This window comes from Celeribacter sp. SCSIO 80838 (genome assembly GCF_056498065.1).
Window position 1 is genome coordinate 664,423 of sequence record NZ_JAZKMA010000001.1, and the last position, 20,140, is coordinate 684,562.

Here is a 20,140-nt window from a genome sequence, read left to right on the forward strand (position 1 = left end):
CGGCAATCTCGGTATTCTGCACCGTTTCAGCGCCTTGACCTAGGGTGCATCGGGCTTTTGCACCTATCCGTTCGGATATAACCGGCCTGACAGAACCGCAGCGTCAATAGGCGCCCCGGCCGCCGATCACGGCCCGCGCCGTCATCGCCAGTATGAAAAGATCGAGCAGCACAGAGCGCGACCGGACATAGGCAATGTCCATATCGATCATCTTCTCGAAACCGATGTCAGCGCGCCCGGACACCTGCCACAAGCCGGTGATGCCCGGTCGCGCCCGCAGACGCTCCTGTGCGGCGACCGGGAAGTGTTCGACCTCGGTGGGCAGCGCGGGACGCGGTCCGACCAGTGACATCTGGCCCAGAAGGACGTTGAAAATCTGCGGCAACTCGTCGAGAGAGGCACGCCGCAGGACCCGCCCCATCCGCGTCACGCGCGGATCGTGACGGGATTTGAAACAGATGCCCTCACGATCCGATTGACCCCGCAGCGCAGCAAGACGGTCTTCGGCATCGAGATACATGCTGCGGAATTTGTAGATCGTGAAATGCCGACCGTTCCGCCCCACCCGCACCTGTTTGAACAGCGCAGGACCACGGCTCTCGATCCGGATGAGGGTTGCGATCAGCACCATCAGAGGTGCGAGCATGGCGACGAGAATCCCGCTCCCCACCAGATCAAGGGCGCGTTTCCAGACCGTTTCGGACGGGATTTGACGCAGGGCGTGAAAGCCCGCGCGGGACAGAAAGGTCGCGTTGCCGATCAGGTAACGTTTCGCCAGACGACGCGGCTCCTGCATCAGACGCCAGGCCCATTCCAGTTTCGCCTTGCGCACCACCAGAGGCGCGCGGGTGACATTGCCCGCGAGAAAATCGAACAGCGCGCCGACGCCCATCACCAGCCGGGCCTTGATGGCCTTGCGGTGCTGATCGATCCAAAGCTCCTGTTTCGGCACCCCCATGGCGACCAGCACGATGTCGGCACCCGAAGCGTTGATCTCGGCAATCGCGGCCTGCGCACAGCGCGCGCCCTCATAGCCGTCGCGGGTGCCCGCGATGCGCAGCCCGGGAAGATCCCCGGCCAGTTTTTGCGCCGCACGTTCTGCCGTGCCGGGGCTGGCGCCGAACAGGAAGACCGACAGGCCACGCTCCGCTGCGACACGCAAAAGCGCCGGGGTGAAATCCGTGCCGTTGAGGTTCTCCTCGAAATGTCCGCCCGTCATCCGCGCCGCCAGTTCGACGCCGATCCCATCCGGCAAAACATGGGTCGCGCGCGCCAGAGCGCTGGCGTAGCTGCGGTCGCGCGCCTTGATATTGGCGCAATGGGCATTGAGGAAATAGACGGTTTGCGGCTGAGCTTGCAGAAGCCGCGGGATCACCTTCAGACTTGTGCTGTTGATCAGGGGCAGGCCCAGAACGGACAGGGTCGGCAGAGTGTCAGGCAGGATGACGGGCGCATGAGGACCGTCGAAAAGAGAGTAATGCTGTGTCATGAGCAGAAGACCTTTTATGAGACGTTTCTGCCTCTCAGGGTCCAGATCTCTGACCTCTCTCGCAATTTCGCGAAGGGAGATGCGCAAAGCGCAGAGGATCGTGCTATGCTCCGAAAGCACGTGACATATGGCGCAACTGATGGGACGCTGATCCGGAGGGGATCGTGCCTACCCATCGGGATAGGCGCGCTACACGTTATTGTTGGTGAATATTTTATGTACGTCCGTAGACTGTGCCCGGGGGCTCGTTCAGGACTGTGCGAGAAGAGGAAGACTTTGATGCGCGTATTGATTGCCGATGACCATGATCTCCTGCGCGACACGTTGATTGCCTTTCTGACCGCACAGGGCGGGATTGAGACGGGCAGCGCGGCGAGCCTCGATGAGGCGCTCGACCGGGTCGCTGAGGATGCGCCCTACGATCTGGTGCTTCTGGATTACCGGATGCCGGGCATGCAGGGGCTTGAGGGGCTCAAACGTGCGCTCGCGCAAGGGGGCGGCCAAAGGGTTGCGCTGATGTCCGGCGAAGCGACGAAAGAGATCGCCGAACAGGCGCTTGCGCTTGGCGCAGCGGGATTCGTGCCGAAAACCCTGCCCGCGAAATCTCTGGCCAATGCCGTCCGGTTCATGGCGATGGGCGAACAATATGCGCCGATCGACTTCATGACTGCGCCGGATGATACGGAAGCCCACCCGCTCGAAGAGAGGCTCACCCCGCGCGAGATGCAGGTGCTCGAAGGTCTTTCGGCCGGCAAGTCGAACAAGGAGATCGCCCGCGATCTCGACCTGACGGAGCCAACGATCAAACTGCATATGAAAACCCTGTTTCGCAAGCTCGAGGTCAACAACCGCACCCAGGCGGCGATTGTCGCCCGCGATGCCGGGCTGTTCTGACCTGCGCTCTGTTCTGATCCTATCCGAAAGGCGAGGCTCGAAAGCAAACGCGCCGCGCGACAGGCCGGACGCGTGCAGGGATTAAGGCGCATGCATTGATAGACTGAGGGCAAAGGAGTTTTCCAGTGACCCTCAGTTTTGCCCCCCCGGCCTCTGCAAAGGCCTCTGCCGTCCACCGTCTGCCGCGCCTGCACCTCCCTTTGGCGCGCAGCTGGCCGTCTTTCGGACGGCTGCTGCGTGGCGGCTCGACCCGAGACCTCGGGCGACTGCCGCGCTATCTGGTGTTCTTGTTGGCCGGTCTTGCAAGCGTCTGGACACCGATCCTGTTTTACCTCAGTTCGACGCCGCCAAGTTTCACCAGCCATATGTCCCTGATCCTGCCCGGCTCAGGGGCCTCGTCTTCGGTCAATCTGGCGGAGATCGGGCAGGCGTCGACCCACGCAAACTCGGCTTTCGCGAACAATTCGGTGAGCCCGACGGAGACTTACAAGCGCCTGATCGCCGCCGACCGGGTCGTCTTGGAAGCCGCCCGCCAACTTGACGTCCCGCGCACGGCTTTTGGCAATCCGCAGGTGCAGCTCGTCGATCAGACCGCCTTCATACACGTCAAACTCAACGGCCCCAGCCCCGAAGAGGCCCGCGCCCGCACGCGCGCGCTTTTGACCGCATTCACGGCGGAGATCGACCGGCTGCGTGCGGATGAACAGGAGACCCGCGAGATCGGGGGGCTCGACGCGATCCACGACTATCGCGCCTCCGTCGCCCGCACCCGCGACGACATCGCCGCCCTGCGCAACAGCTCCGGCCTGTACTCTGCCGAGCAATACCAACGATATCTGCAAGAGGCGGAGGCCTTGCGCGCGCGGATCGAAACGCAGCGCGCCGAACATGCCCGTGTCGAAAGCACGGTCCGGCAGCTGGAGGGACGTCTGGACGTCGATGCCCGCACCGCCGCGCATATCCTGAAACTGAACAGCGACGAGATTTATGTGGCCTTGATGCAAGCCACGGCAAAGACCTCTTCCGATCTCGCCACGGCGCAGGCCAGCTATGGTGCGCACCACCCGCAGGTCGAGCGCGCACAAGCCACGCATCGTCTGGCTCAAGAGCGGATGCAGGCGCGGGCGCTGGCCCTGATCGGCGCGGGCGTACCGCTGGAGCAATCGGTCGAGGGCGGGCGCGGCGCGCTTTTGGCCGATCTGGTGCGCAAGGAGACCGAGCGCGCAGGCCTTACGAGCGAGCTCGGGACACTTGAGACGCAACTGGCCGCCGAACGCGCCCGCCTCGATGCGCTGGCACCGGATGCTGCACGGTTGGAAGATCTTCAGCGGGATTTCGATGTCGCCGAGGCGGTGTTTGCCTCCGCCATCGCCCGCACCCAATCGCAACGGACGGACATTTACGCCTCCTACCCTCTGGTGCAGGTGCTCGAAGACCCGACCCTGCCGGATGCACCCTCTTCGCCCAGCAAAAAGCTGTCCATCGCGGCAGGCGGCGGGGCGAGTATCCTGTTGCTCGTGGCGCTTGTCATGGGCTGGGTCCGCAATGCCGTGATCACCAGTTTGACCCGAAGAGGCTCCGATGACACCGCAAACGCTGCCTGAACGCATCGTCTGGTCGACCATCGTCTGGACCTGGCCGCTCTACGCCTTGGGCGCGCTTTATGTGGTCGGGCCTGTGCTGGCCTGGAGCCTCGCGGGGCTGGCTTGTCTGTCGCTCTATCTGGGCCCCGCGATGCGCGACGACCTGCGTGCCACAGGCGCACCGCCGCCGATTGTGATCGCGTGGTGCGTCGCCATGGTCGTCATGCTGATCGCACTTTGGGTGGGGCATTTGAATTGGGAGATGGGGATCAAGCAGACGATCAAGTCGACCGTCGGCTGGGCCAAAGGCTGGGCCCTGATGGCCTTGTTCCCTCTGGCTGGCGCCGTGCTGCCCCTGCGTCGCGAGGTCGTGATCCGGGCGCAATGCAAGCTCAGCCTCTGGACATTATGCGTCACACCGATGCTGATCGCCGCCCCCTATCTGGGATTGCCGGAGCGCATCTGGACCTCGCCGCTCAAAGCCGTGGGCGGGCCGGGGCCGGAATATTTTTCGGTGTTCTTTTTCACCTTCGATCCGTCGTCCTGGACCCCGCGCTGGCAGTTCTTTGCGCCATGGTCCCCCTTCGCGGCGCTCTTGGGCGTCTGCACGGTGCTGTTCGCTTTGGAAGAAAAACATCGCGGGTGGCGGGCGGCGGGGATGACCGCGGGTGTGATCATGATCCTCGCCTCGAAATCCCGGATGGGGCTTGTCGGGTTGGTGGCCTGCACCCTCGGACCGCGTCTGATGCCACTGGTTTTGCGCAGCTGGGCCTGGACCGTGCTGGCGGCACTGGTGGCCTCGCTGGCCGTCACCGGGCAGGGATTGGCCCGCACGCTCGGCGCCGGGGTTATGGCGTTCAAGTCCGCGCGCGCCGACAGCACCCGTGTGCGGGCGACCCTGCAACGCATCGCCTATGAGCGCTGGCAGGAAGAAGCCGTCTGGTTCGGTCATGGCCGCGTCCAGCCCGGACCGCATCTTGTGGAATATATGCCCATCGGATCGCATCACACCTGGTTCGGCCTGCTCTTTGTCAAAGGAGTCGTCGGCTTTCTCGCCTTTCTCGTGCCGCTGGTCTGGCAGATCGCGCTTGCGGTGCAAGACGCCGCCCGAGGCCCGCGCGGACGATTGCCTTTGGGGCTGTGTCTCGTGATCGCGCTTTTATCCTTCGGCGAGAATATCGAGATCGAAACCTATCTGCTGTGGCCCGCGCTTCTGATGCTCGGCATCCATGCACGTGAATTGCGCAGCTTCGGATGAAGGATCCTCGTCATCACCAGACAGGGAAATGCACCGATTATATGAGCCAGAGGCAGAATGATGGGGGGCAAAGTGGCAAAACTATGGGGCGTGAAAACACCGAAAATCGTCTCTTTTAGTCTAGCATTTATGGCAACATGTTTGCCTCTACTGACGAATGCTTTTGCCCCCAGTGCGGTCACTGCGCGGATCTCAGCTATACCTCACCCGCCAGCGCCAAGACCGCGACAGCCCATCCAGCCACTTGGGGTCACACTGTGTCGCCTTGAAAGTCTGAGTTGTGCAACAACACCCATCTGCATGCAAAAGGCGGGTGCGCTACCATGTACGACTTTTGCGTAATGTTTATTTTTATAAAACTTACTTTACAAAAGTAAAAAAACCAAACTACATGTTTACATGACCACAGAAACGCACCCCATCACCGATCCACTCCGGAATCATGGTTTTCGCGCTCGAAATCTTCGGGCGTTGAAAGCCATCGAAGAGCCGGACGTGCTCATTCTGGGCGGAGGTGTGAACGGCGTCGCCACGCTGCGGGATTTGGCGTTGAACGGCGTGTCATGCGTCTTGATTGATACAGGTGACTTTTGCGCCGGGGCCAGCGGCGCCTCGAGCCGCATGGCGCATGGCGGGCTACGGTATCTGGAAGGGCGCGAATTTCGCCTGGTGGCTGAAAGTGCGAGGGAACGCAATCGGCTCATCGCCAATGCTGGCCATATCGTCAAAACGCTCAAGATCACGGTGCCTTTGTCGCACAGGCTCACCGGGTTGGCGCGGGCAGGTTTCAGATTTTTGGGTCTCTCAAAGCGTGGTGGTCCTCTCTCGCTTGTGGCGCTCGAAGGCGCCTTGCGTATCTACGAAGCCTTCGGACGGCGCGAGCATCCTTTGCCAGATCACGAGACGCTGCTGAAAAGGGATCGCTTTCCCCGTGGGTTGCCTACGGGTACGAAAGCCGTGGTCTCCTATTACGACGGTCAAATCATCCAGCCGGAGGGGCTGATCTTCGAAATGCTTGGCGAGGCTTTAGATCAAGAAGCCGAGGTCGTCGCACTCAATCATGTGTGCTGGCACCTGGCGCAGGATCAGATCGTCATCGAAGACCGGTTCGGGCCGGAGTGTTTTGCCCTGCGTCCCAAGGTGATCGTTAATGCGACGGGCGCCTGGATTGATCGGACAAATGCAGAGCTGGGTGGGCGCACGCAGTATCTGCGGGGCATCAAGGGGGCGCATCTTGTGCTCGACAATGCCGAATTGCATCGCCGGATGGATGGCAATGCCTATTACTTTGATGACGGCACAGGAAGGATGATCATCACCTTGCCCGTGGGGGACAATGTTCTGGTGGGAACCACCGAGGTTGAAACCCCAAACCCCGATGATCAGGTGGTGTCGGGCGATGAGATTGCCTATCTGCTCACCGCGATCAATGGGCTCTTTTCCGACATTGAGGTGCGCCACGATCAGATCGTGTCGATGACCACCGGCATCCGTCCTTTGCGACGCAGCGAGGGCAGCGGTTCGGCCACCAGCGCTGCCCGCGATCATGCGCTGGAAGAGGATCGTTTCTCTGACAGCTTGCCGCCCATTCTGTCACTGGTCGGCGGCAAATGGACCACGTTTCGCGCCTTTGGCGAAGAAACTGCGGATCGGGTGTTCGCGCTCCTCGGACGTACACGGCGGGTGTCCACGGCAACGCGACAATATCCGGGCGCCGCACCCTGCACTGCGGAGGAGTTGGTGCGTGAACGTGAGATCGACGCGGAGTTGGCCCACCGCCTCCTACACCGCTACGGCGCACTGGCGCGAGATGTCGCAGGGCTCTGCACGGGTGCAGATGCTTTGACACTGCGGCAGGCGCCCGACATTTGCCGCGGCGAGATTCGTTACGCGATCCGGGTGCGTGGCGCGCTGACGCTAGAGGATCTGATTCTGCGCCGGACGCGGCTGAGCTTTGGCCATGGGTTGTCTCCCGACACCATGCCGGAATTGGCGGATATCCTGTCAGAGGAAACCGGACGCGCGCGCGACAGCCTGAACGCTGAAATTGACGCCGTGCTCTCCGATCCGCGACTGATGGGGGCGCGGGTCATGACACGGGAGGGCGCAGCATGAGAAACGCAGCGATCATCGCCATCGACGCAGGCGGCACGACGGTCAAGGTGGTGGCCTATGACCTCTCCGGCACCGAGGTCGCGGCGGAAACGGCGGATGTCGAGAACATCTATCACGGCGACGGGCGGGTCGAGCGCGATCTGGCGCCCTTCTGGGCGGGCATCGTGTCCGCGCTGCGTCGGATCGTCGAGGATTGCGCCGGGCGCGAGATTCTGGGTGTGGGCTGTACCGGCTTTGGCAACGGGATTTTCCTTTTGGACGAGCGCGGTCAGGCGACGCGCCCAGGCATTGTCTCCGTCGATCACCGCGCCCAGCCGCTGGTCGATCGGCTCACCGCCGAAGGCCGCGCCGAGACGATCACGGGCCTCACGGGCACGCGTCTTTGGGGCGGGCAGACGATGATGGTCTTTGCCCATCTCGCGCGCACGGAGCCCGAAGTTCTGGCCCGCACCCGCTGGGCGCTGTGCTGCAAGGATGCGATCCGGTTCAAACTCACCGGCGCGGCACTGACCGATCCGACGGATGCCGGGGGCGGCGGTTTGATGAGCCTTGCAACTGAGAGCTATGCCGACGAGGCGCTACAGGACCTCGGTTTGGCGCCGCATCGCCATCGCTTGCCGGACATCGTCCCAAGCGACGGCGTCGCGGGGCGGATCAGTGCCGAAGCGGCCCAAGAGACCGGCCTGCCGGAGGGTATTCCCGTCGCGGGGTCCATGATGGATGTCGCCGCCTGTTCGTTGGGGGCGGGGGCCATGGGGCCGGAGATCCTGACCATGATTGCGGGCACCTGGTCGATCAACAGTCTGGAAACCTCGACCTCCGAGATCACCGGCGCGCCGATCCTGAACTTTCGCTACGGCGCATCCGGCACGCGGCTCATTGCCGAGGGCAGCCCCTGTTCGGCGGCCAATCTCGGCTGGTATCTCGACCGGGCGCTGGGCGGACGGGTCACGATCGAAGAGGCGAACAAGCTGGTCGAAACCAGCCCCGTTTCGGCGCGCCGCTGTCAGTTTCTGCCCTATGTGTTCGGTCCCGATCCCAAGCGCGGCGGATTTCTGGACCTCGGCGCGGGCGATGACACGGGCACAATGCTCCGCGCGATTTACGAAGGCGTTGCCTTTCAGGCCCGACGCCATGCCGAAGACGCCGTGGCGCTGTCGGGGCGCCAGTTTCCGCCGGTCATCCGGCTTGCGGGCGGGGCCGCGAAATCGCCCGTCTGGACCCAGATTTTCGCCGACATTTGTCAGCGCCCCGTGGAGGCGGTGCGCGCGGGCGAAGTGGGAGCGCTGGGCGCGGCGATCTGTGCGGCGGTGGCGGCCGGGGCCTATGGCGATCTGGGAGAGGCCACGCAGGCGATGACCCATGTCGCCCGACGCCATGATCCCGACCCGGCGCTTGCCCCCCTCTATGAAGAGAGATTTGCGCGATTTTGTCATCTCGATGCAGGTGTCACCGCGCTGATGGAGGAGACGCCCCAGTAAGGGGCATGAACCGCGAAGGTCCATCAAGGATCACGCATATCTAGGGAGGAAGACCAATGAAAAGGACATCTTTGCTGCTTGGCACGGCGCTCTGCGCGCTGGCGGCTCAAGCCCAGGCACAAGAGGCCTGCAAGGGCGCGTTGCCGACGCTCAACGTAATCGGCCAGGGCATGCCCGCCGTCACCGCACTGGATGCGCATCTGTCGGAGTTCAACGACAAATGGGACACGGAAGTGAAGATCACGCTTCTGGGTGAGAATGAGCGTCGGGCCAAAGCGCGGCTCGATGCTTCGACCGGCGCCGGGTCCTATCAGGTGCTTTACATCGACGAGGCGAACCTCGCCGAATATGTCAGCGCCGATTGGATTTACCCGCTCGCCGATGTGGTGCCTGAGAGCTATGACATCGCGGATTTCCGCACCGATCTGAGCAATGTCGCGACGGTCGATGGCACGCAGTATTTCGCGCCCTTCGTGGGTGGCGGCGATGTGATGATGGTGCGCACGGATCTGTTGGAAGCCGCCGGTCTTGGTGTACCGGACACGCTTGATGAGCTGGTCGAAGCGGTCAAGGTGCTCGATGCCGCCGACAATGGCGCGCATGGCTGGGCCGCGCGGGGTCAGCGCGGGTCTGGCATGAACGTCTGGCGTTGGACGCCGTTTTTCCGCGCCATGGGCGGCGAATGGCTTGACGGCGATATGCCTGCGTTTAACAGCGAAGCGGCGGTTGAGGCGACCGAGCTTTACACCGATCTGATGTCCTACGGCCCGCCGGGTGTCGGCACCTTCAACTGGTCCGATGCGGTCGAAGCGTTTCGGGGTGGTCAGGTCGCGATCCTGATCGAATCCGACGTGTTCGGACCATGGATGGAAGACCCGTCCAAATCGACCGTCGTCGGCAAGGTGGGCTACGCGCCGCCACCCGATCCGCTCCCGTCCGCTGGCTGGGCGCATGGCTGGGCCGTGTCGAAAGCAGGCGCAGCGGACGATTGCGCCAAGACCATCGCGGGCGATTTCGTCGGCTGGGCCACGTCGAAAGAGATGGAGCAACAGCGGCTTGAGGCCGGGATTGCCTCCGACATAGGCCGCACCTCGACGCTTGAGAGCGAGGCCTATCAATCGCTGGTTCCGGCGCAATATGTCGAAGCCATGCTGGCGACCGGTCCGAAAACCGATCTTCTGATCATGAAAAGCCCGGCCTGGCCGGAGATCGGCGACACGCTTGGTCTTGCGCTGGAGGAGGTCTTCACCGGCACGCGCGACGACATCGCGGGCGCGCTCGATGAAGCGGCCTTCTTCGCCGAAGACAGCCTGATGCGGCTCAAGTAACCGCAGCCATCCGGCGTGCCCCGCCTTCCGTGGGCCAACGAAGACAGGGCGCGCCGGTCCCTCCCCTTTTTCTCGCTTTCCGACGTCGAAGGACGCCCTATGAAACGCAAAACATTTGTCACCCTCTCTCTGGTGCCTGCCATCGGTATACTGGCCTCGCTCGCGCTTGTGTCCGTGGCTGGCGCGGTCTGGTTCGCGCTGATGAACCGCACGCTGCGCAGTTCGGACTATGAGTTCGTCGGCGCCTACAACTTTCTGCGCCTGCTGCGGGACAAACGGTTTTTCAATGCGCTGGAAATCTCCGCCATATGGGAGGTCGTGACCGTCACCGGGACATTGGTTCTGGCGGTCCTTCTGGCGGTGCTGATCTACGAGACGGTGAAAAAGCCGCTTTGGCGCAACCTCATTTGCTTCGCCTTTCTGGTGCCGGTGCTCCTGCCGCGCGTGGCTGCGGCCTTTATCTGGCGGTTCCTCTATTCGCCCTCTCTGGGTCTGATCAACTACCTCTGCGGTCTTGTGGGCATTGGCCCGGTCGAGTTTCTGGCCGATCCGTCTCTGGCGCTCATCTCGGTCGCCATCGTCGACATCTGGCAATGGGGTCTGTTCTTCACCGTCATCCTGTTGAAGCTGATGGAAACCCTGCCGCGTGATCCGATCGAGGCCGCCATGCTCGACAATGCGCGCACTTGGGAAATCCACGCCTATGTCACCCTGCCGATGCTCAAGGCGCCGATCATTTCGCTGGCTCTGGTCAAGGCGGTGGAGAGCCTGCGGTCCTTTGATCTGATCTTTGTCATGACGGGCGGCGGGCCAGGGACGGCAACGGAAACGCTCGATCTTTATGCCTATCAGATGGGCATCAATATGGGCGGCCGGATTTCCTACGCCTCCGCCATGTCGATCCTGTTGCTCATCGTCACCACCGTCGTCTTCACCATCATCTGGAAAGCGGGGAAAAAATGGGCCGCCTGATATCCGTCACACTCACCCGCGCGCTTTTGGCTTTGCTGATTGTCGTGGCCCTCGGGCCGATCCTCTGGACGGTTCTGGGCGCCTTCAAGGAGTTGCGCGACATCGTCACACCGGTGCCGAAGCTCTTATTCTCGCCGACGCTTGAGAACTTTGCTACGATTCTGCGCAATCCGACCATTCGCGACGGGCTTTTGCACTCTGTGATTGTCGTCTCGGCCTCTGTGATCATCGGGGCGGCACTCGGCATTCCCGCGGCCTATACGTTGGCGCGTCATGCCCGGAAATGGGGCGACGATGTGCAGTTCTTCGTGCTCTCGCTGCGCTTCATGCCGCCGGTGGCGATCGCAATCCCGTTCATCGTCATCTATCTCGATCTCGGCATCTACGACACGCTCTTTGGCCTGATCCTCGTCTATCTGATCACCACGATCTCGACGGTGATCTGGCTGTCGGTTCCGGCGTTTGAGCGCGTGCCGCTCAACATCGAGGAAGCGGCGGCGATGGAGGGATGTTCCCCCTTCGAGATCTTCTGGCGGTTTGCATTGCCGGTGGCGTCCCCCTCTCTCTTCGGCGCGCTGGTGTTCACCTTCGTGCTGGTCTGGAACGAGCTTTTGCTTGCGCTCACACTCGCGGCGCAGAACGCCACCCTTCCGGTGGTTGCGGCCTCCATCACCTCGCTGGGCAAGGAGGTCCCCTGGGGCGTCATCAATGCCGCGACCGTGCTCCTCGTGGTGCCGCCGCTCGTCTTCATCGGCCTTCTGATGGGCCTTCTCAACACCTCGGTCCAAAGCGGCCGGAAATAGGACAGATCAATGGCCAATATTTCTTGTACCGACATCGTCAAATCCTATGGCGCGTACCCTGTGATCGAGGGGATGAACCTCTCGATCCCCGATCATGAATTCGTCGTCTTTCTCGGCCCCTCGGGCTGCGGCAAATCCACGATGCTGCGCATGGTTGCGGGGCTCGAGGAAGTCACCGGCGGGCGGATCGAAATCGGCGGAACAGATGTCACCGACCTGCCGCCCGGCGAGCGCGGCGTTGCCATGGTGTTTCAAAGCTACGCGCTGTATCCGCATATGAGCGTCGCCGACAACATCACCTTCGGGCTGCGTCGTCAGGGCGTTCCCAAGTCGGAGATTGCCCCGCGTTTGGAGCAGGTGGCCGAGATGCTGGGCCTCGCGCCATATCTCGACCGGCGTCCGAAAAACCTCTCCGGCGGTCAACAACAGCGCGTTGCCATGGCCCGCGCGATGATCAAGACGCCGAAGGTGTTCCTCTTTGACGAGCCGCTGTCCAATCTCGACGCCAAGCTGAGGGAAAAACTGCGGACGGAAATCCGCAAGATGCACCTGCAACTCAAGACCACGACCATTTTCGTCACCCACGATCAGCTTGAGGCAATGACCATCGCCGACCGCATCGTGTTGATGCGCGACGGCAAGATCGAACAGATGGGCACGCCGGACGAAATCTTTGAGCGCCCCGCCTCGCGGTTCGTGGCGGATTTTATCGGCACGCCCGCGATGAATTTCCTCCACGCGACAATGGAAGAGGGCCACGTGGCGCGGGCGGGGGGGATTGCGATCACCCTTGATCCCGAGGCGTTTCCTTCCCTGAAACCGGGGCAAAAGGTTGAGCTGGGCCTGCGTCCGGCAAGTATGGATCTCTGCGAGCCTGATGCGGAAAACGCCATCACGGGGACTGTTGTATTGGTCGAAAACATGGGTGCAGAGGGTCAGGTCATCACCGAAGTCGAAGGCGAGGAAATGTCCTTTGTCACTCAGCGCTTCCGCCGTCTGTCGCAAAACGACACCGTTCATTTCGCGATCCGGCGGGACAAGGTCCATGTTTTTGAGCCGGAAACCGGCCAGAGCTTGAGAGGAGTATGAGGAATGAGCAAACAGCGTTATACAGACAAGATTGCCCGCATCCGGTTGGGCGGCTATCGCAAGGGCGACTATATGATCGCCGACGCCAAAGACACCGAAGTCACCGGCGGCGTGCCTGCTCTGGGGCTGGCGCGCGATGCCGCAGGGCGACCCACTGGCCCCCGTACACGGCCTCAGTTTTTGGACGAGGTTCGGCAGATCATCCAACAGGACGTCGTCGACATCATGCTCACCGCCGCGGGCACCATGGATCTGTTGCAGGCGGAAGGCGCCTTTGCCAAAAGTGCCATTCAGCCCGCCTTTCGCGGCAATGAGACAACCTGTGTCTGGGGCAATCTGCGCGGTGCGGCGCATAACACCGTGCCGTCGCGGCCCTATCGTGGGGCCGATCTGGAGTTTGCGCCCGCCAACCTCTGCCTCTATTCGCTGACTTTCAACAACGACACGGAGGCCGATACCCGCGCGCTTGAGGCCTATGCCGCGTTCCGGCGCGAGGCGCGGGCCGCAGGGGTTCAGCACTTTCTCGAAGTCTTCAATCCGAACATGCCCGATGCGGTTGTGCCCGAACGACTCGGGGCTTTTGTGAACGACAATATCATCCGCCTTCTGGCCAGCCTGACCCGCGCAGAACGTCCCGAATTCCTCAAGGTCGCCTACAATGGTCCCGAGGCCATGGCGGAACTCGCCGCACATGACCCGTCGATGGTCGTGGGCGTGCTGGGCGGCGCGGGTGCGACCCATCGCGACACCTTCGAACTGGTGGCCCAATCCGAGCGCCACGGCGCGCGGCTGGCGCTGTTCGGACGCAAGATCAACCAGGCCGAACATCAGACCACGCTCATCGCCTGGATGCGGCGTGTCGCGGATGGCGATGTCACGCCCGCCGAAGCGGTGCGCGGCTATCACGGCGATCTGGCGCATTTGGGTCTGATGCCAGACCGGGCATTGGAGGAGGATTTGGCGATCACCGCCGATGTGCTCCGCTTTGACGCGCTTGAGGACGCGGTGTAGGGTCACGTACCCGTTTTTCAAAGGAGTTCCCGGAGATGGTGCGTGCCAACCACCCGACCGACCGCACCGTTGCCGAAGCGGCCTGGCTTTATTACATCAAGGGGCTCAATCAGGCCGAGATTGCCAAGAAAATGGGGCTGTCGCGGCCTACGGTGATCACCTATCTGCGGCTGGCGCGCGAACGTCAGATCGTGGGGGTGAAAATCTCCGGCACGCATTTTCGGGTGAACGATCTGGCGGATCGGTTGTGCGAGATCTACGGCCTCGAGGGCGCACATGTGGTGCCCGAAGAGGAAAGCGCCGCCGAGACGATGCTTCAGGTCTGCGAAGCTGCCGCACAGCTTTTGCCCGATTTCGTGGCGCCCGGGGAAACCTTGGGGGTGAGCTGGGGGCAGACGGTGTCTTTCGTGTCTGAACGCGTGCCGTGGTGGCCGGTGGACGGGCTGGTTGTGCGTCAGTTGATCGGCTCCTTGGCCAACCCGTTGTTGCCGACCTGCGAAAGCTGCACAACCGAGATCGCGCGCCGCCTGTCGGCCCAATGCATCAACCTGAACGCCCCTGCCGTGTGTTCCGAGGCGTCTTTGGCGGAGCGATTGCGCCAGGAGCCGATCATCTCAGAGCAGATCCGGCTCCTGGGCGATTGCACCAAGGCGATCTATTCTCTCAGCCCCTGCACCGAGAATACCCATGTGGTTCAGTTCAATATCGCCACGCCGGAAGATGTGGCGGAGTATGTGTCGAAAGGCGCCGTGGGGATCATCGCAGGCCGGTTCGTCGATGCGCAGGGCGAGCCTGTGCTCGGAGAGCTGGACCGTCGTATGATCAGTGCCGACCATGCGCTGCTCCGGAACATGTCGGGGCTTCTGGTTGTGAGCGGACTGGAGAAATTGGATGCGACACGTGCGGCCCTTCGGGGGGGCTATGCCTCGCACATTGCCCTGAACGAGGCTTTGGCCGTCAAGTTGGTCGATTGACCAGAGGCTCTGTGGTCCGCAAGGCGACCGCTTTCTGAAATGAAACCGGGGAGCTTCGTACCTGCAGCGAAAGGCTGCAAAGTCCGCACAGCTGACCTCGGCGCAGACAGCAGCGGAGGACCGCTTTCCGCCCACACTTACAAAAAAGCTTCACAAGAGATCGAGCTGCTAAGATGCTCGAACGCCTAAACCATAAGACGAGGAAAGGTTTTTATTTTCTGAGCCAGAGGCAGAACTATGGGGGGCAAAGTGGCAAAACTATGGGGCGTACCCCAAGTTTTGAGCGGTGACCCATAGTTTTGCCTCTGTGGGGCGTGAAAATACCGAAAATGCACATCTAAAGATGATGCTCACGCATAACACTTGCCCCTAGTGACAAATTTCTTTGCCTCTGCGACATGCTCTCTCCCTCACCGCATTAAGGCCGAGAATATTCGATACATCGCCTGAAAAACACATTGGTCCTTGACCCATCATGCAAGCTGAAGAAACTTACTCGTAAGATTTGTTCATTCCGATGATCCGAAGGGGATTAAAATGCGATTTTCTTTAGTGCTGTCACTGATGATTGGTTCAACACTTTCAACCAATATTGCGCATGCGCAAACTTTGTCCGCCGCCGACATTCTGGCTCAGGTTGACCAAAAAGTCGGGGGGCTGAACGAGTACCAAGTCCTTCTGAACGATCCTGATCCCCAGCGCTCCATGGCGGCGATGGAAATCATGCTTGGAAGCGGGGATGCGACGCTGGAGCGAATGGCGCTTGATTACGGTCTCTATAGCCCGAACCCGGTTGTGCAACGCATGGCACTGGATGCGTTTTTTAAAAGCGGGCCGAACCTAGCGATTTTTATGTCAGCTGAGGATATATCTCGAGCTGGTGGGTACATCCAAAACGCGGGAGGCTCTATCCAAGGAAAGACCGACGGTTACTTAAACATACGCGTAGGCAAATTTGATGACGCAGAAAACTGCTACACTGACGAACATGATAACGATTGCTTTGTGCGTTTGAGTGATACAGGCGTCTCTGTTGCGCTCTGGAGGAAATGGAAGGCGCTCAATCTTGATGAACAAGGACAATTGGTTGGTGTGGGTGATTTGCCTGGCACCGAAAACGTGAGTTTTCGTATTCCGGTCAGCAAATAACTCAATCCGTACCCCAATCGAAAGAAAGTAGAAGTTCATGAGCTTTTCTCATGCCTTTAAGTTGGCACTTCCAATTGTTCTGTCCCTCGGAACAAGTGCGCTTTTTGCCCAATCTTTTTCCGTTGATGATCTCAAGGCAAAGATCGATGCCGAGATGAACAAGGGTAACGAATATGCCGAACTCCTAAACGACCCTGATCCAACCCGTGCGCAAACCGCGATGAAAATGATGCTCGAATCAGGCGACGAAGAGCTGGTTCAGATCGCTTTGGAATATGGTCTCTACAGCCCAGATAAGGTCGTGCGAAACGAAGCCATTAAGGCCTTTTTAGACAGTTCCCCAAGGCTCGAATTGCAGTTTGACGGGAAGAAAGCGGACCAAGAAAAATTAGAATACGTAATGGGTCGAGTGTATAGTCTTGTACCTAATGGCGAGGGGTACGCTGTGACGACAATTGACATTACAGGCTTTCAAGAGGCTGAGAATTGTTATGCTGTAGAACAGTTTTATCGCGGTTGCTTCCTACGTATTGTCGGAGAGAATATTCAGTATCGCTCTTCCGATGCCAAGTGGTACGAAATGGAATATTTAGATCAAGGTGCCCTGACTGCTATGGTTACACAATATGCTAACAAAGCAGTCGATGTTCGTATCACCATCCCATTGCGTTAGTTCATTCAAATACCACACCTTCAATTCCGACAGGGCCGCTTTCCCAAGCCCCAGTCACAGTGATGAAAACCCATCGCGCCAATGTCGGGGATCGGGTTAGGGCAAAGAGACCATCCGGCCCCATCTCTCCCGTGCCAAAGGGGCGCGGGCGAGATCCGTCAGGAGCGGAAGAGACGTCAACCCGAATGCCTTTCGGCAAGGCGTAATCTCCCTCCGGATCGGAAATGATTGTGACGCTACGCAGAGAGTGCGCATCCGTGCCCTTTAGTTTGAACGCAATACGGTTGGGACGCGTCAACTGAAACACATAGGCGCCATCACCCAGCATATTTTCCTCCGAGACATCCGGGAAAAGCGGGGGCACCGTTGCGGCTTCAAAGCTGGCGGGCAGCATGTTGGTGGATTGAGGCATGGCCGTTTGTGGCACAGAGGTTGTAACCTGAAAGCCCACGCTGCGGTTGAGGCGGCGTTCCAGATTCATATGAATTTCTTCGATCCTCATAAAACGACCCTCTGTCGAAGAGAGAGCTTCGATCACCATGCCGATCGGACGATCTCCGTCGAACAGAAACGCGCCGCTTGTGCCTTTGAATAGCTCCTGCCCTGAGGAGGTTATGCGTGCGTCCAGGGTCAGATAGTCTGACCGCGTTATCTGCATATCTACTTTTTCCACGTCACCAGAGGGGCGCACGCGCAGAAGCTGAACGGTACGCCCATCGGCGATCGTGACTTTGCTGGAAAAATCATCGAGGGTCGCGTTGCATCGGCTCTCAACCGCGCCTCGCACAATCCCAAGGGCAAGATCCATGCCCTCCCAAAATGGTTTCTCGATGAGCACGCCAGCATGCTCAACTGGGGCCGATGAAAACACGGTCGCGCGCCGTCCCTGGGCCACGACATGCTTTGGCGTAACAAGGTAGCATGTGGTTCCGTGTTTTATGAGATGCCCATGCCCGGTCTCATTCCCGCTCTGCACCGTGACGGTTTGGGCAAAAACAGGGGTGATAACTGCGAAAAGAACGCATAAGCTAAGCGAAAGACGTTTTTGAAAGCGATTGAACATGTTGTCGAGAATTATCTTTGCCGTGATCCTTGCACCGACTATCGCCTTTGCTCAAAGCGAAAGTAAAGAGAAGCTCGCACCGAAGAGCTTCCATGAGGTGTTAAAATCGGCGGCAGAGATTTCTGGCGCGCGCGTTGTTGGCATGGCGCGTTTCGGTTCCTATCCCCGCAGGGCCGATGACATTCCGGTAGAGGCCTATGTTCCGCAGGATTGGGCGGGACAGACAATATGTCTTTCGGTTGTGAGTGTTGATGGTTTTTATCAAAGCCTTGGTGACTACTCGGTGTCCGAGCAATGGCCGGGAGGATTGGTTTCGTTGGTCTATCCGAGTGAAACGCCTGCAAAGCTCAAGGAATTTGGCACAAAAAAAATTGCACCTCTACTGACCAAGGGGGATTGTGCGACTGGTGGCGATCAGACGAGCACAGTTTTCTGGGGGGAGCAGAGTGACCAGAATACATATCTGCTTTTGAACACGTCACGGTCTGAGGAAACCTACCTGTTTTTCCCGGATTATCCCGACATGATTGATATCGCCTGCGAGCAATCTGATGCTGCAAATCGAACGGCTTTTGACACGATCTGCGCGCTCCCCGCAAACTTGTCAGCAACTGGGCCACTGAAGGCCGGAACCGTTTCTTTCAAGAATGGCGAAATGGGACGTGAAGTAGAATTCGTGATCTACCCGGTGGGCGAATAATGCAAGACGCAGAAATCGCATCTGACGCGTCTCAGTCCGACGGTCGGGAATATATAAAATCAATTGTTGCGGGTCTCGTTTTTCTGCTTTTGCTTATCTTTGCTTTTGGTCTCGGTGCTCGCCACACCGTTGTCATCGAAGCCGAAACGCGTAGCCTGAACATTCTTTTCTCAGGGCAATCCGATTATTGGGACCTCGGTGAGGTCACCTCCTGCGTGCCTCTCGACACTATCGACCGCAGTGCCTCTAGCGGCGCTGGCCCCTGCGATTTGCGCCGGTATCAGGCGATCAAAGAGGTTGTTTCCATCCATTGGAATGAGGCCGCGCGAACAACAATTGTGTCCGGCTCGGAAGGAAATCCATGGCATCTCATCATTGAAAACCAAAACGGGTTCAAAGATCAGACGCGTATTATTTTACCAAGTCAAAAGCTGAACAACATCGGAGCGCTCTCCTTCTCGGGGGATATTAAAATTGGGAATGTCGCAAGTTCCGGTGAGAAAAATCTTCTGCTGTCTGGGCGATACGAATTCCGTGAGCGGTCTTTGTTGTCTCAGACAACTGAGGGCATCAAATCAGGAGAGCTGCGACGTGGTGAACTTGTGTCTATTGAGCAAGGTGAACAGGAGACAAGTTATGGGTTTCTGCTGCCGGCCCTAAGCGAAAGTGGTGCTATATTCGTGTCAGCCATTTCCGAACTGGGAAAACCTGAAGTGGAGATTTCCTATTTTGGAGGGCGCAAGCCGATTTACATTTCACCGAACTGGATTGATCGAGCTCTCTCCAGCCCTATCGTACTCGCCCTATCTATTCTCATCCCAGTGAGTTTGGCGTTGCTGCAATTTTCACTCAATCACCAAAACGACGGGCGCCACGCAATTCTTCGACGTGCAACTACGCGAATACGCCGTACTTTGACCAAGCGATAAGTGAATACGCCAAGATGGCATAAAATCACGCTTAGCCCCGCGAAGTTAACATCTCAGAATGCTTTGCCGCCACAAACACTCCGGCTTCAAACTTCACCCGTCAGCGCCAAAGCCTCAATAGCCCCATCCAAAGCATCTTTTGTCGTGGCTAGGCAATATTTGACCTCGCCCCACATTGTGGCTGGAATCAGAAAACGTGTTTCTGAGATATCGACAGCATGGTTCGCAAGGAAATGGTTCATTCCATCAAGGCTAATTATCGCATTCACGATAATATCGACTTCATCCAGGTTCAGCAGACCCAAATCAGATGACAGGCTGTCAGAAAGAAGCCTCCGCACCCTTCCAATCGAAATAAATTCGCTGTCCGGAGTTGGGCGTCGAGATTTTGCTTCAGAGCGCGCGCATAATTCCGAAACTCGGCTGCAAGGATGCGTCGCAGTGTTTGGCGTTTGGTTGCCAGTTGTCGATCGTGCGTCTCTCTGTCGTGCTTCGCATTTGCTCTCAAAGTCCAGATGACGCCGAAAAAGCCGATGACCCCAACAATGGAAGTCTGAAAGCGATCCAGCAAATCGATGACATCAATGATCGTCAAAACGAAATCCATTCATGAAAAATACTTGGTCCCA

19 protein-coding genes are annotated in these 20,140 nt (G+C 59.3%); 15 read left to right on the forward strand and 4 right to left on the reverse strand.

All coding sequences use genetic code 11. From position 1 onward, the window contains the following. Positions 1 to 103: 103 nt before the first annotated feature. Positions 104 to 1,489 carry a WecB/TagA/CpsF family glycosyltransferase gene (locus V1475_RS03220; RefSeq protein WP_479411596.1) on the reverse strand — a complete coding sequence of 462 codons (1,386 nt, stop codon included), beginning with the start codon at positions 1,487 to 1,489 and terminating at the stop codon, positions 104 to 106. A 279-nt stretch (positions 1,490 to 1,768) separates the two neighbouring features. On the opposite strand from V1475_RS03220, the gene V1475_RS03225 reads away from it, so the two are divergent. From V1475_RS03225 to V1475_RS03285, 13 genes are all read left to right on the forward strand, one after another. After that, complete coding sequence (locus V1475_RS03225) at positions 1,769 to 2,383, forward strand: response regulator transcription factor (protein WP_434289909.1); 615 nt, start codon at positions 1,769 to 1,771, stop codon at positions 2,381 to 2,383. 125 nt (positions 2,384 to 2,508) lie between these two features. Continuing rightward, positions 2,509 to 3,987 carry a GumC family protein gene (locus V1475_RS03230; protein WP_479411597.1) on the forward strand — a complete coding sequence of 493 codons (1,479 nt, stop codon included), beginning with the start codon at positions 2,509 to 2,511 and terminating at the stop codon, positions 3,985 to 3,987. Beyond that, positions 3,965 to 5,224, forward strand: coding sequence for an O-antigen ligase family protein (locus V1475_RS03235; RefSeq protein WP_479411598.1), 1,260 nt, complete (start codon positions 3,965 to 3,967; stop codon positions 5,222 to 5,224). Before V1475_RS03230 ends, V1475_RS03235 begins: the two co-directional genes overlap by 23 nt. 471 nt (positions 5,225 to 5,695) lie before the next feature. Then, the gene (locus V1475_RS03240; protein WP_479411599.1) at positions 5,696 to 7,339 is read left to right on the forward strand and encodes a glycerol-3-phosphate dehydrogenase/oxidase; all 1,644 of its coding nucleotides are present in this window, start codon (positions 5,696 to 5,698) and stop codon (positions 7,337 to 7,339) included. Continuing rightward, positions 7,336 to 8,820 carry an FGGY-family carbohydrate kinase gene (locus V1475_RS03245; RefSeq protein ID WP_479411600.1) on the forward strand — a complete coding sequence of 495 codons (1,485 nt, stop codon included), beginning with the start codon at positions 7,336 to 7,338 and terminating at the stop codon, positions 8,818 to 8,820. Before V1475_RS03240 ends, V1475_RS03245 begins: the two co-directional genes overlap by 4 nt. Positions 8,821 to 8,876: 56 nt before the next feature. Next, positions 8,877 to 10,148, forward strand: a complete 1,272-nt coding sequence (locus V1475_RS03250) for an ABC transporter substrate-binding protein (RefSeq protein WP_479411601.1) — start codon at positions 8,877 to 8,879, stop codon at positions 10,146 to 10,148. A 99-nt stretch (positions 10,149 to 10,247) separates the two neighbouring features. Next, positions 10,248 to 11,120, forward strand: a complete 873-nt coding sequence (locus V1475_RS03255; protein WP_167601051.1) for a carbohydrate ABC transporter permease — start codon at positions 10,248 to 10,250, stop codon at positions 11,118 to 11,120. After that, complete coding sequence (locus V1475_RS03260; RefSeq protein WP_479411602.1) at positions 11,108 to 11,923, forward strand: carbohydrate ABC transporter permease; 816 nt, start codon at positions 11,108 to 11,110, stop codon at positions 11,921 to 11,923. The genes V1475_RS03255 and V1475_RS03260 overlap by 13 nt, the downstream gene beginning before the upstream one ends. Before the next feature lie 9 nt (positions 11,924 to 11,932). Beyond that, positions 11,933 to 13,012 carry an ABC transporter ATP-binding protein gene (locus V1475_RS03265; protein ID WP_479411603.1) on the forward strand — a complete coding sequence of 360 codons (1,080 nt, stop codon included), beginning with the start codon at positions 11,933 to 11,935 and terminating at the stop codon, positions 13,010 to 13,012. 3 nt (positions 13,013 to 13,015) lie between these two features. Beyond that, positions 13,016 to 14,023 carry a hypothetical protein gene (locus V1475_RS03270; RefSeq protein WP_479411604.1) on the forward strand — a complete coding sequence of 336 codons (1,008 nt, stop codon included), beginning with the start codon at positions 13,016 to 13,018 and terminating at the stop codon, positions 14,021 to 14,023. A gap of 35 nt (positions 14,024 to 14,058) precedes the next feature. After that, positions 14,059 to 14,997, forward strand: a complete 939-nt coding sequence (locus tag V1475_RS03275; protein WP_479411605.1) for a sugar-binding transcriptional regulator — start codon at positions 14,059 to 14,061, stop codon at positions 14,995 to 14,997. A gap of 537 nt (positions 14,998 to 15,534) precedes the next feature. Next, positions 15,535 to 16,146, forward strand: a complete 612-nt coding sequence (locus V1475_RS03280; protein ID WP_479411606.1) for a hypothetical protein — start codon at positions 15,535 to 15,537, stop codon at positions 16,144 to 16,146. A gap of 37 nt (positions 16,147 to 16,183) precedes the next feature. Continuing rightward, positions 16,184 to 16,819 (forward strand): hypothetical protein, encoded by a 636-nt coding sequence (locus tag V1475_RS03285; protein WP_479411607.1) that lies wholly within the window; start codon positions 16,184 to 16,186, stop codon positions 16,817 to 16,819. Position 16,820: 1 nt separating this feature from the next. On the opposite strand, the gene V1475_RS03290 is transcribed toward V1475_RS03285, so the two are convergent. Next, positions 16,821 to 17,882, reverse strand: a complete 1,062-nt coding sequence (locus V1475_RS03290) for a hypothetical protein (protein WP_479411608.1) — start codon at positions 17,880 to 17,882, stop codon at positions 16,821 to 16,823. Here V1475_RS03290 and V1475_RS03295 point away from each other — a divergent pair. Both V1475_RS03295 and V1475_RS03300 read left to right on the forward strand, forming a co-directional pair. After that, complete coding sequence (locus V1475_RS03295; RefSeq protein ID WP_479411609.1) at positions 17,881 to 18,582, forward strand: hypothetical protein; 702 nt, start codon at positions 17,881 to 17,883, stop codon at positions 18,580 to 18,582. The genes V1475_RS03290 and V1475_RS03295 overlap by 2 nt on opposite strands. Beyond that, on the forward strand, positions 18,582 to 19,511 hold the full coding sequence (locus tag V1475_RS03300; protein ID WP_479411610.1) for a hypothetical protein: 930 nt from the start codon (positions 18,582 to 18,584) through the stop codon (positions 19,509 to 19,511). The genes V1475_RS03295 and V1475_RS03300 overlap by 1 nt, the downstream gene beginning before the upstream one ends. Positions 19,512 to 19,597: 86 nt before the next feature. On the opposite strand, the gene V1475_RS03305 is transcribed toward V1475_RS03300, so the two are convergent. Further along, complete coding sequence (locus V1475_RS03305) at positions 19,598 to 19,816, reverse strand: hypothetical protein (protein WP_479411611.1); 219 nt, start codon at positions 19,814 to 19,816, stop codon at positions 19,598 to 19,600. Next, a complete protein-coding gene (locus V1475_RS03310) occupies positions 19,804 to 20,106 on the reverse strand; it encodes a hypothetical protein (protein ID WP_479411612.1) in 303 nt (100 codons plus the stop codon). Before V1475_RS03310 ends, V1475_RS03305 begins: the two co-directional genes overlap by 13 nt. Between the last annotated feature and the right edge of the window lie 34 nt (positions 20,107 to 20,140).